We start from the raw sequence: 14,773 nt of genomic DNA, 5'->3' as shown, positions 1-14,773 counted from the left end.
TTGCGTAGCATCCTTTGGGAATCCCCTCTCTTTCAAGAAGGGGAGAAGTCAAGATATGAGCAAGTCTCGCACCTCCTTGACAAAATAGGGGCTTTTGCAGAATTCATCGCGGGGGGTTTGGTCACTCTCAACGACCCATCTGAATCTTCAAGAATTAGATGCACAAGAAATCGTCAAATTTTTCCGAGAGGCTAATAAGGACAAACGAAGCAACTCTTAGCTAAAAGCTTCCCCCTTACCATCGATCTCAGAAGAAAAGTTGGAAGAGACCTCTTGGTATTAGCAGCCTTACCAAATTCTCATCAACCTTGATCCATCGGCTTCTAGGGGAATCAGGATTCATCCCAGTTCATGTGACAGGCAAAACAGGCGATGGTGGCATTGATGGGGTGGGTATTGCTCAAATCATAGGGTCTGCTGAGTTTCCATGTGCTTTAGAAACATTTACCCGTGATGCCGTTAAAGAAGCGACGAGGGATGGTGAGCAACTGATTCAGCGGCTCAAGGATTTAGAACTGGGTATCAAAGTAAAAACCGTTGAACTGGTTGAGGTTGATGTGGGCTGGTTTGAAAATCTATAGACCATGCCAGCCTTTATAACAGGGCTTCAACACGCTGAGCAAAATCGTTGATTCATGTCACAACCTGAGCACCAGCTCCATCACTGCCGCCCCCCTCGCCAAGAGCAGAGAATACCACTATCGAGCTGAATTCTCGATGTTGTCAGTTGAGTTGTCCTATGGTGGCTACCTCTATTCAACCCGTGTCCGACCGTCCATTGACAACGGATTTGGTGCGGCAGTATTTGCAGGAAATTGGCCGTGTGCCCTTGCTCACCCCCAGCCAAGAACTGCGTTTTGCCCAACAGGTGCAGCAGTACCAAGCCCTGCTCGCAGTGCGAGATCAGTCCGATGATCCTCAGATCAAGCGCTATGTGGCGGCTGTTACGGAGCGCGATCGCCAGCAGCGGCAGTTGGGGCGTCCTCTTACCCGTGCCCAATGGGCTGCGCGACTCAAGATGAGTGTGGCTGAATTGCAAACCTGTGTGCAGGGGGGTCGTCAAGCTTGGGCAAAGGCGGCGAATATTACGCTCAGTGAACTTCAGCACATTGAGCGGCAAGGACAGCGGGCAAAAAACCAACTGCTGCAAGCCAACCTGCGCTTGGTGGTGAATATCGCCAAAAAGTATCAACATCGCGGCGTGGAATTTTTAGATCTGATCCAAGAAGGGAGCTTGGGCCTAGAACGTGCTGTTGAAAAATTCGATCCGACCAAGGGATTTCGCTTTAGCACCTATGCCTATTGGTGGATTCGCCAAAGTGTTACCCGTGCCGTTGCTAGCCAAAGCCGTACAATCCGCTTACCCATTCACATGGCGGAAAAACTCAATAAAATTAAGCGTGCCCAACGGCGTCTTGCGGCTCAACAGGGGGTGATGCCCAGTCTGGCGGACATTGCCCAAGAACTGAATCTGGAGGTGTCACAGGTGCGGGAAGTGCTAATGGCCGTTCCCAAGTCCGTGGCCTTAGAACAGCGGGTTGGCTCCGACCAAGAAACAGAATTGCAGGAGCTAATTGAATCCACCGCCCCCACCCCCAATGAAGTGATCATGCGCGAGTCCCTGCGTACCACTTTGAAGCAACTCCTCAGTGCGCTATCCCCCCGTGAGCGGCAAGTGATGGAACTGCGCTATGGCCTAGGGGAGCAGCCTGCCCTTGAGATGGCCGAAATTGCGGCACTGCTGGGACTGAGTCGGGAGCGGATTCGCCAAATTGAGCACCGTGCCCTGCAAAAGTTGCGGCAGCCCCAACTGCGGCGGGAAATTCAAGATTATCTCGAGGAGTTTGCCTAGGGCGTCTCTAACTGAATGCCGTGGGGACAGCACTCACATACCCATAGATCAAGGTCGGGATCTGGTAGGGCGCGCCGTACCTGTTGCATGATGCGGTAACTTTCATCGGCAGAGGGCGCTAGGGCAAAAACTGTTGGCCCGGATCCTGACATCATGCTGGCGATCGCCCCAGCGGCGAGGAATTGCTCCTTTAACTCTGCCACCAAGGGGTAGCGGGGCAACACCACCTTCTCTAAATCATTACGGAGGCTGGCGGCCAATTGGGCGATGTCACGCTGCTGAATGGCCTGTAACAGGGTCGCGGATCCCCCCTCTTGGCGGGCTTTTTCCTGCTCGCTGGGGGTTTGGGCATAGGTGGCGGCGAATTCTTGCTGATAGGTTTGATAGGCCCAAGGGGTGGCCACACTGAGGGAGCGATACTTCCCTAAGATTATCGTTAATCCCTGTAAATCCGCTAGGGGTGTCAACTGTTCACCGCGCCCTAGGGCTAAGGCGGTACCCCCTTGCAGACAGAAGGGCACATCAGTCCCCAATTGCGCTGCAAAGGTTTGCAATTCCTCTTGCGTCAGACCCAACTGCCACAGGAGATCTAAGCCCACGAGTACCGCTGCCCCATTGGTGGATCCCCCGGCCAAGCCCGCCCCCATAGGAATCCGTTTTTCGATGAAAATTGCAACGCCATCGCGATCGGGAAAATGCTGCTGGAGTAAGGCCGCTGCTTTGTAGGCGAGATTTCGTTGATCGCAGGGGACAGCAGGGTTGGTGCAATGGACTTTAATTTGGCGATCGCGCCGAGGGATGAGTTCAATGCGATCCATGAGGGAAACTGCCTGCATGACCATTACCAGCTCGTGGTAGCCACTGCCATCCAAACAATTGCCAACAATTTGTAAGAAGAGATTAATTTTGGCAGGTGCCAGCAGACGATACACGCAGCCCCATCCTTACAACTACCTCGTTCAATAGCATATTATTCTTCTATTCCTCTTTGGCAGGCACTCAGCAGAAGTTCCCATGATTTTGGAACGAATGATTGAACTGTTGCAGTTGCCCTTTATGCAGCGGGCACTGTGGGCAGGGATCTTTACGGGAGGGATGGCGGGTGCCCTCGGTAGCTTTACAATCCTGCGGCAACTTTCTTTTTTTAGTGATGCTTTGGGGCACTCAGCCCTACTGGGAATTAGCTTAGGAATTATTCTAGGTCTGAATCCCTCAGTGATGTTGTTGCCCTTTGCCGTAGTGTTTGCCCTCGGGGTGACGTATCTGCTCGAGCATACGCGGCTGTGGGCGGATGCCCTCTTGAATATTATTTATTCGGCCTCGCTGGCGATGGCGGTGATTTTGCTGAGTATGAGCGATCGCTATCAAGGGGGGCTGAATAATTTACTGTTTGGCGATATTTTGGCGGTGCGCCCAGCGGATCTCCTCATGAGTGGCACGCTCTGCGCCCTTGTTGGCATTTTCATCCTGCTCACGTTACGGGTGCAATTGTTAATCACGGTGAATGAGGCCTTGGCGGTGGCGCGGGGGGTGGCGGTGGGGATGCAGCGGCTGTTGTTTATCACCCTATTGGCCTTGGTGGTTGCCGTCTCGATTAAGACGGTGGGGGTATTGCTCATTAGTGCCTTTGTAGTGATTCCCGCCTGTGGCGCCCGCCTGTGGAGTCGGCAATTTTCGCAGTACGTGGTTTTGGCAGCCCTAGTGGGGGTGGGCAGTGCCATTGTTGGCATGCTGTTGTCAGCGGGGATGAATTGGCCGTCGGGTCCAAGTATTGTTGTCTGTCAACTGGCGTTCTTTTTAGGATCGATTGCGATTAACTCACTGCGAGGGGCGTGGCTGCATAGAGGGCAGAAATCTCCAGCAAGCTGAGGCGTGAACGGGCTGTCAGCTCCAAGGGGGAGCGATCGCCCCGCTGGAAATGATCCACTGCCGCACAGCCGATCATCGCCGCATTATCGGTACATAGCCGCAGAGGCGGAAAAATCAACTGAAGCCCCAAGGGTTCAGCAGCCGCAGTGAGGCGTTGTCGTAGTCCAGAATTGGCGGCCACTCCTCCCCCAATGGCGAGAGTTTTGAAGCCATGATCCACCGCTGCCGCGATCGCCCGCTTGGTCAAGGCCTGTGCCACAGCCTTCTGAAAACTGGCTGCAAGGTCAGCCACCGGCAATTCATCATGGATTTGACGCAGTTCCTCCACGAGTCGTGCCACTGCGGTTTTCAGCCCACTAAAACTGGAATCGTAGGGATGCACCTTGCCATCGGGAAGGCGGATATTTCCCTCTGGTAGATCAAAGGCTTCTGGGTTGCCCTGCTGCGCCAAGCGATCGAGCACTGGCCCCCCTGGATACCCCAAGCCCAGTAGGCGTGCCACCTTATCGTAGGCTTCCCCCGCCGCATCATCCCGCGTTTGGCCAAAGAGTTGGTACTCGCCACAGCCATAAACGCCAATAAGACTCGTGTGACCACCAGACACCAAGAGGCAGAGAAACGGTGGTTCAAGGGTCGGTTCCGCTAAGTAGGAGGCATAGAGGTGGCCTTCAAGGTGGTGAATTCCCAAGAGGGGTTTTTGCTGCACCAGGGCAAGGGTTTTTGCCGCCGTGACCCCAATGAGCAGCGACCCCACCAATCCGGGAGCACAGGTGACAGCAATGGCATCAATAGCAGACCAATCACAGCCGGCCTCACTCATCGCTGCTGTGATCACGCCGTTAATATTTTCCAAGTGGGCACGGGAGGCGACTTCCGGTACGACACCGCCAAAGGGTTGATGGGCACGCACTTGGGAGGCAATCACATTACTTTCAATGGCGCGATCGCGCACTACGGCAGCAGCCGTTTCATCACAACTGGTTTCAATGGCCAGAATTCTTACCATCGGGCAGATGTCGGCATGAAGCTAGAGCCTCTCTTAAGTCTAGCCGCTTTTTCGAGTGAAGTGGCTGAAGGGCGTTTCCGCAATGCTGTGAATTCTCGAGGTTGCAACCTGCGCCACGGTGAAGATTCTTAAGAATCTCCTAAATCCCGATCAAGAAGTAGGATATACTATGGGTTGGGCAATCTGCTCAATGTCGTGCGTGTACCAAACGTCTTGTGGAACTGTCTGCCAAAAGTGAGTACGCCCTCTTGGCGCTCTTGGAAATGTCGGCGGCCTATGAACAAGCGGAGCCGCTACAAATTCGCCAAATTGCTGCCCTGCACAACATTCCCGATCGCTATCTGGAGCAACTGATGGCGACCCTACGCCGCAAGGGGCTGATTCGCAGTCAGCGGGGTGCACGAGGGGGCTACTTGCTGGCAAAAGCACCTTGGCAAATCTCAATTTTGGACGTGCTCAACTGTATTGAGGGGATGGAGTCCAAGCTCGCCCAAAAGCCCCCAGAAAAGGGCGATCTGGAGCGTAACCTGATCCGTTCAGTGTGGCTAGAGGCCTGTGCAGCGGCCAATGATGTTTTGAGAAAGCATACGCTTCAAGATTTGTGCGATCGGCGGCAGGCCTACCAGCAAGATGTCATGTACTACATCTAGGCTGGAGCTAACATTCATCTGATTTTCCTCAGGTTTTTGTCTTGAATTGGAGATTGATACCCCATGAACATTGCCCCTGATATTACTGCCCTCATTGGTCGGACGCCCCTCGTACGCCTGAACCGCATTCCCCAAGCGGAAGGTTGCGTTGCACAAATTGTTGTCAAGCTAGAGAGCATGAATCCTGCGGCCTCAGTTAAGGATCGCATTGGCCTGAGTATGATTCAGGAGGCAGAAGCAGCGGGTCTCATTACCCCCGGTAAAACGGTTTTGGTGGAACCCACATCGGGCAATACCGGGATTGCCTTGGCAATGGTGGCGGCGGCCAAAGGCTATCGCCTGATTCTCACCATGCCAGAAACAATGAGTGCAGAGCGACGAGCCATGCTGCGTGCCTATGGAGCAGAGCTGGATTTGACCCCCGGCACGGAGGGAATGAGTGGTGCCATTCGTCGCGCTGAAGAGATTACCGCCTCCCTTGAAGATGCCTTCATGCTGCAACAATTCAAAAATCCCGCCAATCCCAAGATTCATCGTGAAACCACTGCCCTCGAAATTTGGCAAGATACGGACGGTCAAGTGGATATTTTGGTGGCGGGAGTGGGTACTGGGGGGACGATTACGGGGGTGGCAGAAGTAATCAAAGCCAAGAAGCCCAGCTTTCAGGCGATCGCTGTCGAACCTAGCAATAGTCCCGTCCTTTCAGGGGGTAAACCAGGCCCCCACAAAATTCAAGGCATTGGCGCTGGCTTTGTGCCCCCCGTTCTCAAACGCGAACTCATTGATGAAGTGATCCCTGTCTCTGACGATCAAGCCATTCATTTTGGTCGCCGCCTAGCCCGTGAAGAAGGCCTTCTCTCAGGCATTTCCAGTGGGGCTGCCCTTTGCGCTGCCATTCAGGTGGCCCAACGACCCGAAAATGCGGGCAAGTTAATTGTCATGGTGCAGCCGAGCTTTGGTGAACGCTACTTGACCACACCTCTTTTTCAGGATGCACTGCCTTTGGTACCCAGTTACCTGCACCATTAGGCACAAGTGGCGTTCAGCGTCAGGGGTTATTGGGTGCAAACTAAAACTTGGTTTGTGGGTTGGGGCGATCGCCTAGGCTAGATTGATAGCAAGACCTTGTGCTCCAGTCCTCCTGACTTTGGCAGGCGAATGATGACCGAACCCGCCACCTGCCAAGATTGTTACTCTTTGATTTACCCTCGTCTTAATCGCTCTGTACAGCCCTTTTCTAAAATATGGGATTGCAAACAGGTACTTAAAAGAACAATCACTGACAGTAATGCAACGCTTAACAAAACCCAGTTTTTTAGTGAAGCTACCAGCAGGAGCATTTTCTCTAGTCCTCCTCCCATTGGTTGTACCAGCAGTTGCTAAGGCTGAAAATCCTGCCCATGTGCGACAACTCTTGGAAACGCGCCAATGTCCCAACTGTGATCTGCGGGGCGCGAACCTAATGGATGCCAATTTGTTTAAGGCGAATTTAGCGGGTGCCAATTTGGAGGGAGCCTATCTGGCGGGTGCGAATCTCTTTGGCGCCAATTTGGAAAGGGCAAACTTGAGCCGTGCGAGTCTCTACCTAGCGATTTTGGTCAATGCCAATTTGGCAGGAGCACAACTGGTGGGAACACGCCTCACCCTCAGCAACCTTGTCAATGCCAATCTTAGTGGTGCCAATCTGGAGAATGCGGTCATGAAGGGAGCAAATATGATTGATGTGAATTTGACCGCTGCAAACCTGAGGGGGGCAGATCTCGATCGCGCAAATTTGAGTGGGGCTAATTTAAGCCAAACGATCTTTGATCGCCCCCCTGGTCCCTAGGAAGCAGTTTGCACCTGTTTCAATGCTGCCGCAAGTCGCGGTTGATCCCAGCCCCGTTGGTGGAGAATTTGCCATGTGGCCATTAAATCAGGTCCATGCACGGCGCCAGTAAGGGCAGCGCGCAGCGATCGCATCGTTGCCCCCTTTTTCACGCCTACGGCTTTGGTGGCCTGTTGAATCAGGTGTTGCCCCATCTCAACCGTGAGCGTTGGCTCTGAGGGTAAATGCTCTAGTAGGTAGGTCAAGATCGTTGCACTCTGGGGTTGGCTCAGTTGAGCCATTGCTTCAGCATCAAAGGTGACGCTGGGTACAAAGAAAACCGCCCCTTGATCAATGGCCTCCTTGAGGGTGTTGAGACCGGGTTGAAGGAGTTGGGTAAGGTCAAGCAACCAAGGGCGATCGCTCCCCTCCTCAAAGGCATAGCCTGCCCTCTGCCACAAGGGAATCAGTTCCGCCAAAAGTTCTTCTGGCTCTAGTTGCTGAATGTACTGGCGATTGAGCCAATTGAGCTTATCCCAGTCAAAGCGGGCACCTGCCTTGTTAATTCGTTCAAAACTAAAGTGCTTCGCCGCTAGATCAAGGGTAAAGAGTTCCCCTATTCCTTCAGGGGGCGACCAACCCAAGAGTGTCATGTAGTTGACCAAGGCGGGGGCTAGGTACCCCATGGCTCGGAAGTCAGAAATGGAGGTAACCCCATCTCGTTTCGAGAGTTTTTGTCCCGCTGAGTTGAGAATTAAGGGAGTATGGGCAAAGTTGGGGGGCGTGGCGCCAAGGGCTTCGTAGAGCAAAATTTGTTTGGGGGTGTTGCCAATGTGGTCTTCACCGCGAATGACATCGGTAATGCCCATGGCAATGTCATCCACCACAACCACCAAGTTATAGAGGGGATAGCCAATTTCGCCTCGGGGGGCGGCTCGCGCAATCACCATATCGCCACCCAGATCAGCCCCCTGCCAACTCACTCGACCGCGCACTAAATCCTGCCATTCAATCTGGCGATCGTCCTCAATTTTGAAGCGAATGACGGGGATGCGTCCTGCAGCATCAAAGGCGGCTTGCTCCTCTGGGGTCAAATGGCGGTGACGGTTATCGTAGCGGGGGGCTAGGCCCTTGGCTTTTTGTTCTGAGCGTAGGGCATCGAGTTCTTCAGGGGTGCAGTAGCAGTAGTAGGCGAGTCCCTTGTCCAAGAGGGTTTGAATTGCTTGGCGGTACAGATCAAGGCGATCGCTCTGGAAATAGGGACCTTCATCCCACGCCAGCCCCAGCCATTGCAAGCCCTCAAGGATATTCTCGGTATATTCGGGTCGAGACCGCTCGCGATCGGTATCCTCAATCCGCAGAATAAATTTCCCTCCCCGATGGCGGGCGTAAAGCCAGTTGAACACAGCGGTACGGGCAGTCCCAATGTGCAGATTTCCTGTCGGACTCGGCGCTAAACGAACACGAACTGTCACTGCTGACCTCGAATACAAAAATTGCCCTTTCGATCCTACCCCATTGGTTACAAAGCTTCTAGGCAAGGGTATAGGGACGATTCAGCCGCTCCAACTGCTGCACCATCAGGCTGAGGAAGAGCCCCACATCGGTGACCACACCCACGGATTCCACAGAACCCCGATCCGCTAGTTTGGTGACGACCGCTGGGTTAATATCCACACAGACGAGTTTCACTCCGGCGGGGGTCATATTGCCGACACCAATGGAGTGCAGCATCGACGAGAGCATCAAAATCATGTTTGCGCCCTGAATCAAGCGGGCATACTCCCGCTGCGCCACAATTAAATCCATGAGGGTATCGGGCAGTGGGCCATCATCGCGGATTGACCCCGCTAGGACAAAGGGCACATTATTCTTGACACACTCATACATCACGCCACTGGTGAGGATGCCCTGGGCCACAGCATTGGCGATGCTGCCACAGCGACGAATGGTATTGATCACTTTCAGGTGGTGACGGTGACCGCCCCGCACAGGGACACCCCGCTGCATATCTACCCCCAAGGAGGTGCCCATGATGGCTTGCTCCATATCGTGAACAGCGATCGCGTTGCCGCCGAGGAGTCCTTGGACATAGCCTTCACGGATCAGCTTGGCTAAATGCTCCCCACCGCCCGTGTGGATAACCACTGGTCCGGCCACCACAATCACTTTGCCCCCCTGATCGCGGATGCGCCGCAGTTCCCAAGCAATTTGTTCCACCACCAGTTCGACGCGGCGTTCACTGGAGACCCCTGATCCCATGAAGGTGAACTCTTGGGTGCTGCGCTGGCTTTCCGTTTTGCGAATCGTGCGGATGCCTTCAACGCCCACGACCACGCGATCGCCCACCTGTAAATCCCGCAGAATGCGACACTCCGCCACCGTGCCTTCCGGGGTTGAGCGCACCACAATCGCCCCATCCATGCGTTGGTTTTGAACCCGAACCCACTCGCCCGCAACCCGCACCTCTGTGGGGTAAATCGTTGTTACATAGAAGTCATCTGGGGCAACCCCCGCTTGGGTGACGGTTTCAAGGGTGGCATCGCAGACCTCTGAGGGCGGCAAAATCGCACCGAGGGTGATCAACTGTGCCATGATCGCATCCATGACCTCGGCATCGGGCGCCATGACCCGAATATCCGCTTGGGAGGGACTTTGCCGTTGTTCACCAAGATTAAATTGCAGGACTTGGAAACTGCCGCCACTTTCCACAATGGTGTCTAGGACACGGTTTATAAGGCCGGAGTCGAGGAGGTGTCCCTCCAGATGAATGACCCGACTGGGAATTGTCGCCGTGGCATGGAGTTCTTCGCGCACGGGTTCGGTCACCCGCAAGGTCAAGCATTTAGCTGCACCCCCCGCTTTAAGAAATTCTGTCAGGGGTGTCTCCACCACCTCAAAGCCCACTTGGGAAAGGGTGGACTGCAATTCTTGGCTGGCACAGTTGAGAATCACGGTGCGATCGATATTGACGGCATTGCAGGCAAAGTTAACCGCATCAGCCTCTTTAACGGCAATTCGTTTATCCGCTGGTACCCGCAGTTCAATCAAGCGGTTGGAATAGGCATCAAAGGCGGGAGGATAGTAAAGTAAGTAGCCATCCGTCAGCGGACAAAAACACGTGTCAAGGTGGTAGAACCGTTCATCCATGAGCCGCAGGGAGAGGACTTCAATATCCAACCACTTCGCCAAATAGGCATGGGAATCCAATTCTGAACGGAAGCCATACCCCGCCCACAGCCAGCGACCCTCACGATCTAAGAGGGCATCGCCGGCTCCCTCAAAGGGCAGTTGCTTCGGTAGCTCAAAAACCTGATACCCCTGAGATTCAAACCACGCTTTGAAATAAGGTTCTTCCCCCTGACGTTCTGGGTGATAAAAGCGACTGAGCACCACGCGATCGCCCAGCACCAAGCCCGCATTCGCCGTAAACACCATATCGGGCCAGCCCGGCTGCGGCTCAATCAAGTCAACCGTTGCCCGAGCATGAATAATTTCGTAGAGTTTTTGCCACTGCTCCTGTGCCCGATCGCGGGAGGACTTGTGGATATTTCCCTCCATCCAAGGATTAATCACATAGTCCACCTCATAATGGGTGGGAGGGCACATGAGGAATCGCAGGGTTGAACGCATAGGGGTTGTTTAGAATTTCTGAAAATAGTAGGTGTGGGCTACACGGCACCCATCACAACCTTACTATTCTATAGGCAGTGGGGATCCTGATGATTGCTTTTGTCATCAAACCTTGACATTACTCCCCTTGCCCTGTGCCTCTAAGGGCAAAACCATTTGCAAAGAGCAGGGGAAATCTGCGCTAAAATTATAATTTGTGCGATCGTGCACAGCCAACTGACACTACACTGACGCCATCTGCGAAGGGGAATGACCTTGACTGACGTGACTGACATCATTTCCATAACGACTGAACCCCGTGCCAATAGCCAACTCCTCGCCACGATTGAGGTTTCGGGGGCACACTCTCAACAGGCGTATAACCAAGTGGTCAATGATCTCCTTCGCCATACACAGGTGCCTGGATTTCGCAAGGGCAAAGCCCCTCGGCAGCTTGTCTTGCAGCAAATTGGCAAAGAGCGGCTGCGCTATGCTGCCATGGAAAAACTGATTGAGGAGACCGTCAAAGCCGCCGTCGAAAAGAACAATATCCCCTATCTAGGCAATCTCGAACTCCAAGGGGGCATTCCAGAGCTACTGAATCAATTTCAGCCCGGCGAAAACTTTGCCTTCAGCGTCACGTTTGATGTCGAACCAGAAGTGACAGTCACAGCCTATAAAGGGCTAACCATTGAGTACAATTCCGTCACCTACAACCCCGAAACTGTCGAGAAGCTCTTGCAGCGGCACCAACGGGAGCACGCCACCCTCATTCCCGTCGAAGACCGGCCCGCTCAGTGGGGCGATGATGTCACCCTAAAATTGGTGACCAGAGATGAAAGTGGGGAGGTGGTGAAGGAACTCTCAGCAGATGAACTGCCCTTGTCCCTCGATAAAGAGCAACCCTTTTTGCTCCAAGAAATTCCTGCTGCTGTTGTTGGCATGAGTGTCGGTGAAGCGAAAACAGTGACGGTATCTGTTTCCGAGGAAGTCGAGGAAGGGAAAGCAGAAACCTCCAAACAATTGACCGCTGAGATTGAACTTTTAGGGATTAAAGCACCGGAACTGCCTCCCCTAGACGATGCCTTTGCCGCTGAGCACAGTGAATTCAGCACGATGGCAGAATTGCGAGCCTATCTGGAGCAAAACCATCAGGAGCGAGCTGAAAATCAAGACAAGAAAGCGAAAGAAGCTGCCCTCATTGATACCCTCATTGCCCAAAATCCAGTTGAACTGCCAAAAACACTGATCCGCAAAGAAGCAGATGTGAAGGTGCGGACGACGCTGATGCAAATTCAGTCCCAAGGCGTTGATCTCAACAAGATCATGACCGAGGAACTCTACGAAAAAATGCGTCAAGAGGCAGAGCCGGGGGCAGCAAAAGAGGTGCACTCCCGTTTATTGTTGAGGGCGATCGCTCGTCAAGAGAGCATTGAACCCAGCCCCGAAGCAGTTGAGGAACGGCTGAACCGCTACAAAGAGGTGTTGGGCAACCAAACGGCGAAGGAGCTGGAACGACTCCGCGAACTTGCCCACGATGAAGTGCAGCAGGAGCAAGTCCTCAACTGGCTCCTAGGGCAAAATACATTTCAGCCAACCAAATCTGACCCCGCCACTGCGCAGCCCACAGCGACTGCTGAAGCGCCCAAAGATACCCAGACGGAGGCTGTTGCTGAAAACCCATCTAAGCCACAAAAACACTCTGGGAAAACAGCAAGTTCTGCCCCAGCCCAAGAATAGTTCGGCATAATGAAAGTGATGATCCCTACGGGGACAAACCGCTAGTTACAATGAATTACAAACGAACCGTCATTCTAGGCAACTATGCTGCAATCGCGTTACGACCATCCCCTCAGTGCCATTCTGCGCTCTCCAGCGCTCAACCTGCCGCCTACCCATGCCAATATTGTGCCGATGGTGGTTGAGCAGTCGGGGCGGGGCGAACGAGCCTTTGATATCTACTCGCGACTCCTGCGGGAGCGGATTATCTTCCTTGGTGGGGGTGCGGGCGATCGCCGGGGCATTGATGATGCGGTTGCTGACTCCATCGTGGCACAGCTGCTATTCCTGGATGCTGAAGATCCGGAAAAAGATATTTACCTATACATCAATTCCCCCGGTGGTTCAGTTACAGCCGGCATGGCCATCTACGACACAATGAAGCACATTCGCCCGGATGTGTGTACCCTTTGCTTTGGCTTGGCGGCGAGTATGGGTGCCTTCTTACTGTCTGGTGGTACCCCCGGCAAACGGATGGCGCTGCCCCATGCGCGGATCATGATTCACCAGCCCCTCGGAGGTGCCCAAGGTCAGGCAGTGGATATTGAAATCCAAGCGCGGGAAATTCTCTACCACAAGCGCAAGCTCAATGAACTCTTGTCACAGCACACGGGGCAACCCATCGAGCGCATTGAAGCTGATACGGAGCGGGATTTCTTTATGTCCGCTGAAGAGGCCAAGGCCTATGGTCTGATTGATCAGGTGGTGACGCGGCAGACCCTCCCTAGCCACTAAGTACACCCGACGTGCAACCCTAGAGGTTCCCTATGGCCAAATATGATACCCACCTCAAGTGCTCCTTTTGTGGTAAGTCACAGGAACAGGTGCGTAAGCTCATCGCGGGCCCTGGGGTCTATATTTGTGATGAATGTGTAGAACTGTGTAATGAAATCCTCGACGAGGAATTAACCACCGTTCCCAATGCGGCGGCTCCCCGTCGAGAATCTGCACCGTCGCGGTCGCCCCGCAGCGCACCCCGCAGTCGCCCCCTCAGCCAAGTGCCCAAGCCTCGCCAAATCAAGGAATTTCTTGATAAGCATGTGGTCGGCCAGCACGAAGCCAAGAAAATCCTCTCGGTTGCGGTCTATAACCACTACAAGCGCCTGAGTCTTTTGGACGGTGATCAGCGGGGCGATGACAACGTCGAACTGCAAAAGTCCAATATTCTCCTTATTGGCCCGACGGGTTCTGGCAAGACCCTCTTGGCTCAGACATTGGCGAAGCTCCTCGATGTTCCCTTTGCCGTTGCCGATGCCACCACCCTCACGGAAGCGGGCTATGTGGGGGAAGATGTGGAAAATATCCTGCTCCGGTTGCTGCAAACCGCCAATATGGATGTGGAGGAAGCACAACGGGGGATTATTTATATTGACGAGATTGATAAGATTGCCCGCAAGAGTGAAAATCCCTCAATTACCCGTGATGTTTCGGGGGAAGGGGTACAGCAGGCGTTACTGAAGATGCTGGAGGGGACGATCGCCAATGTGCCGCCGCAAGGGGGGCGCAAGCATCCCTACCAAGACTGCATTCAAATTGACACGACGAATATCCTCTTCATCTGTGGTGGTGCCTTTGTTGGCTTAGAAAAGACTATTGAGCAGCGGGTGGGCAAAAAAGCGATGGGCTTTGTCCGCGATGGGGAACCCCTCCCCAAGGAAAAACGCTCTGCGGATATTCTCAAGCAACTGGAACCCCACGATCTGGTGAAGTATGGCATGATTCCAGAGTTCATTGGCCGTATTCCCGTGGTTGCCGTGCTAGAGCCGCTGGATGTGGCTGCCTTGACAGAAATTCTCACCCAGCCTCAAAATGCGCTCCTGAAGCAGTACCAAAAGCTCATGCGCATGGACAGTGTGGAGTTGCGCTTTGAACCGGCTGCCGTGGAGGCGATCGCTCAAGAGGCCTACCGTCGTAAAACCGGTGCCCGTGCTCTCCGCGCCATTGTCGAAGAGATTATGCTGGATGTGATGTACGAACTACCCTCCCGTAAAGACCTGCGCGAATGTACCATCACTCCCGAAATGGTAGAAAAACGCTCCACGGCTGAGCTACTCCTGCACCCTTCTTCCCTGCCGACACTCTCAGCTTAAGGGCGGGGCGATCGTTTATCAAGAATGTGACCTTGAGTAGTGTAAGAAGTTTCTAAAACCTTGAGGTATTTGGTATTCAGGTTGACTTCTCCCCTTCTTGAAAGAGAG

The 14,773-nt window shown here is 53.7% G+C and carries 13 protein-coding genes; 9 read left to right on the top strand and 4 right to left on the bottom strand.

The annotated features are described in order from the left end of the window. Positions 1 to 353: 353 nt before the first annotated feature. Both IGQ15_RS09140 and IGQ15_RS09135 read left to right on the top strand, forming a co-directional pair. Positions 354 to 581 (top strand): hypothetical protein, encoded by a 228-nt coding sequence (locus tag IGQ15_RS09140; RefSeq protein ID WP_297051049.1) that lies wholly within the window; start codon positions 354 to 356, stop codon positions 579 to 581. A gap of 158 nt (positions 582 to 739) precedes the next feature. Continuing rightward, complete coding sequence (locus tag IGQ15_RS09135) at positions 740 to 1,852, top strand: RNA polymerase sigma factor, RpoD/SigA family (RefSeq protein ID WP_297051047.1); 1,113 nt, start codon at positions 740 to 742, stop codon at positions 1,850 to 1,852. Here IGQ15_RS09135 and ispE read toward each other — a convergent pair. Continuing rightward, positions 1,849 to 2,784: a 4-(cytidine 5'-diphospho)-2-C-methyl-D-erythritol kinase gene (gene ispE, locus IGQ15_RS09130; protein ID WP_297051044.1), complete on the bottom strand. Its 936-nt coding sequence runs from the start codon at positions 2,782 to 2,784 to the stop codon at positions 1,849 to 1,851. The genes IGQ15_RS09135 and ispE overlap by 4 nt on opposite strands. Positions 2,785 to 2,866: 82 nt before the next feature. Between ispE and IGQ15_RS09125 the strand changes: the two genes are divergently transcribed. After that, the gene (locus IGQ15_RS09125) at positions 2,867 to 3,721 is read left to right on the top strand and encodes a metal ABC transporter permease (protein ID WP_297051042.1); all 855 of its coding nucleotides are present in this window, start codon (positions 2,867 to 2,869) and stop codon (positions 3,719 to 3,721) included. Here IGQ15_RS09125 and tsaD read toward each other — a convergent pair. After that, positions 3,666 to 4,727: a tRNA (adenosine(37)-N6)-threonylcarbamoyltransferase complex transferase subunit TsaD gene (gene tsaD, locus IGQ15_RS09120; RefSeq protein WP_297051041.1), complete on the bottom strand. Its 1,062-nt coding sequence runs from the start codon at positions 4,725 to 4,727 to the stop codon at positions 3,666 to 3,668. The two genes, IGQ15_RS09125 and tsaD, sit on opposite strands and share 56 nt — an antisense overlap. Positions 4,728 to 4,942: 215 nt before the next feature. Here tsaD and IGQ15_RS09115 point away from each other — a divergent pair, with 215 nt between their 5' ends. From IGQ15_RS09115 to IGQ15_RS09105, 3 genes are all read left to right on the top strand, one after another. Continuing rightward, complete coding sequence (locus IGQ15_RS09115; protein ID WP_297051039.1) at positions 4,943 to 5,377, top strand: Rrf2 family transcriptional regulator; 435 nt, start codon at positions 4,943 to 4,945, stop codon at positions 5,375 to 5,377. A 63-nt stretch (positions 5,378 to 5,440) separates the two neighbouring features. Beyond that, the gene (gene cysK, locus IGQ15_RS09110; RefSeq protein ID WP_297051037.1) at positions 5,441 to 6,406 is read left to right on the top strand and encodes a cysteine synthase A; all 966 of its coding nucleotides are present in this window, start codon (positions 5,441 to 5,443) and stop codon (positions 6,404 to 6,406) included. A 259-nt stretch (positions 6,407 to 6,665) separates the two neighbouring features. After that, positions 6,666 to 7,205 (top strand): pentapeptide repeat-containing protein, encoded by a 540-nt coding sequence (locus tag IGQ15_RS09105; protein ID WP_297051034.1) that lies wholly within the window; start codon positions 6,666 to 6,668, stop codon positions 7,203 to 7,205. Here the strand turns inward: IGQ15_RS09105 and gltX are convergent. Together gltX and IGQ15_RS09095 are read right to left on the bottom strand one after the other, a co-directional pair. Then, positions 7,202 to 8,659 (bottom strand): glutamate--tRNA ligase, encoded by a 1,458-nt coding sequence (gene gltX, locus IGQ15_RS09100; protein ID WP_297051031.1) that lies wholly within the window; start codon positions 8,657 to 8,659, stop codon positions 7,202 to 7,204. The genes IGQ15_RS09105 and gltX overlap by 4 nt on opposite strands. 58 nt (positions 8,660 to 8,717) lie before the next feature. After that, positions 8,718 to 10,817, bottom strand: a complete 2,100-nt coding sequence (locus IGQ15_RS09095) for a TIGR00300 family protein (RefSeq protein ID WP_297051028.1) — start codon at positions 10,815 to 10,817, stop codon at positions 8,718 to 8,720. Positions 10,818 to 11,081: 264 nt separating this feature from the next. Here IGQ15_RS09095 and tig point away from each other — a divergent pair, with 264 nt between their 5' ends. From tig to clpX, 3 genes are all read left to right on the top strand, one after another. Beyond that, positions 11,082 to 12,536 (top strand): trigger factor, encoded by a 1,455-nt coding sequence (gene tig, locus IGQ15_RS09090; protein ID WP_297051050.1) that lies wholly within the window; start codon positions 11,082 to 11,084, stop codon positions 12,534 to 12,536. Positions 12,537 to 12,620: 84 nt separating this feature from the next. After that, complete coding sequence (gene clpP, locus IGQ15_RS09085) at positions 12,621 to 13,310, top strand: ATP-dependent Clp endopeptidase proteolytic subunit ClpP (RefSeq protein ID WP_149819305.1); 690 nt, start codon at positions 12,621 to 12,623, stop codon at positions 13,308 to 13,310. Positions 13,311 to 13,342: 32 nt separating this feature from the next. Next, positions 13,343 to 14,665 (top strand): ATP-dependent protease ATP-binding subunit ClpX, encoded by a 1,323-nt coding sequence (gene clpX / locus IGQ15_RS09080; protein WP_297051025.1) that lies wholly within the window; start codon positions 13,343 to 13,345, stop codon positions 14,663 to 14,665. Positions 14,666 to 14,773: the final 108 nt, after the last annotated feature.

It is taken from the genome of Thermosynechococcus sp. M98_K2018_005 (assembly GCF_015295825.1).
GTDB lineage: Bacteria > Cyanobacteriota > Cyanobacteriia > Thermosynechococcales > Thermosynechococcaceae > Thermosynechococcus.
The sequence above is the reverse complement of the archived record's forward strand: the minus strand, read 5'-3'. Positions and strand labels throughout refer to the sequence as shown.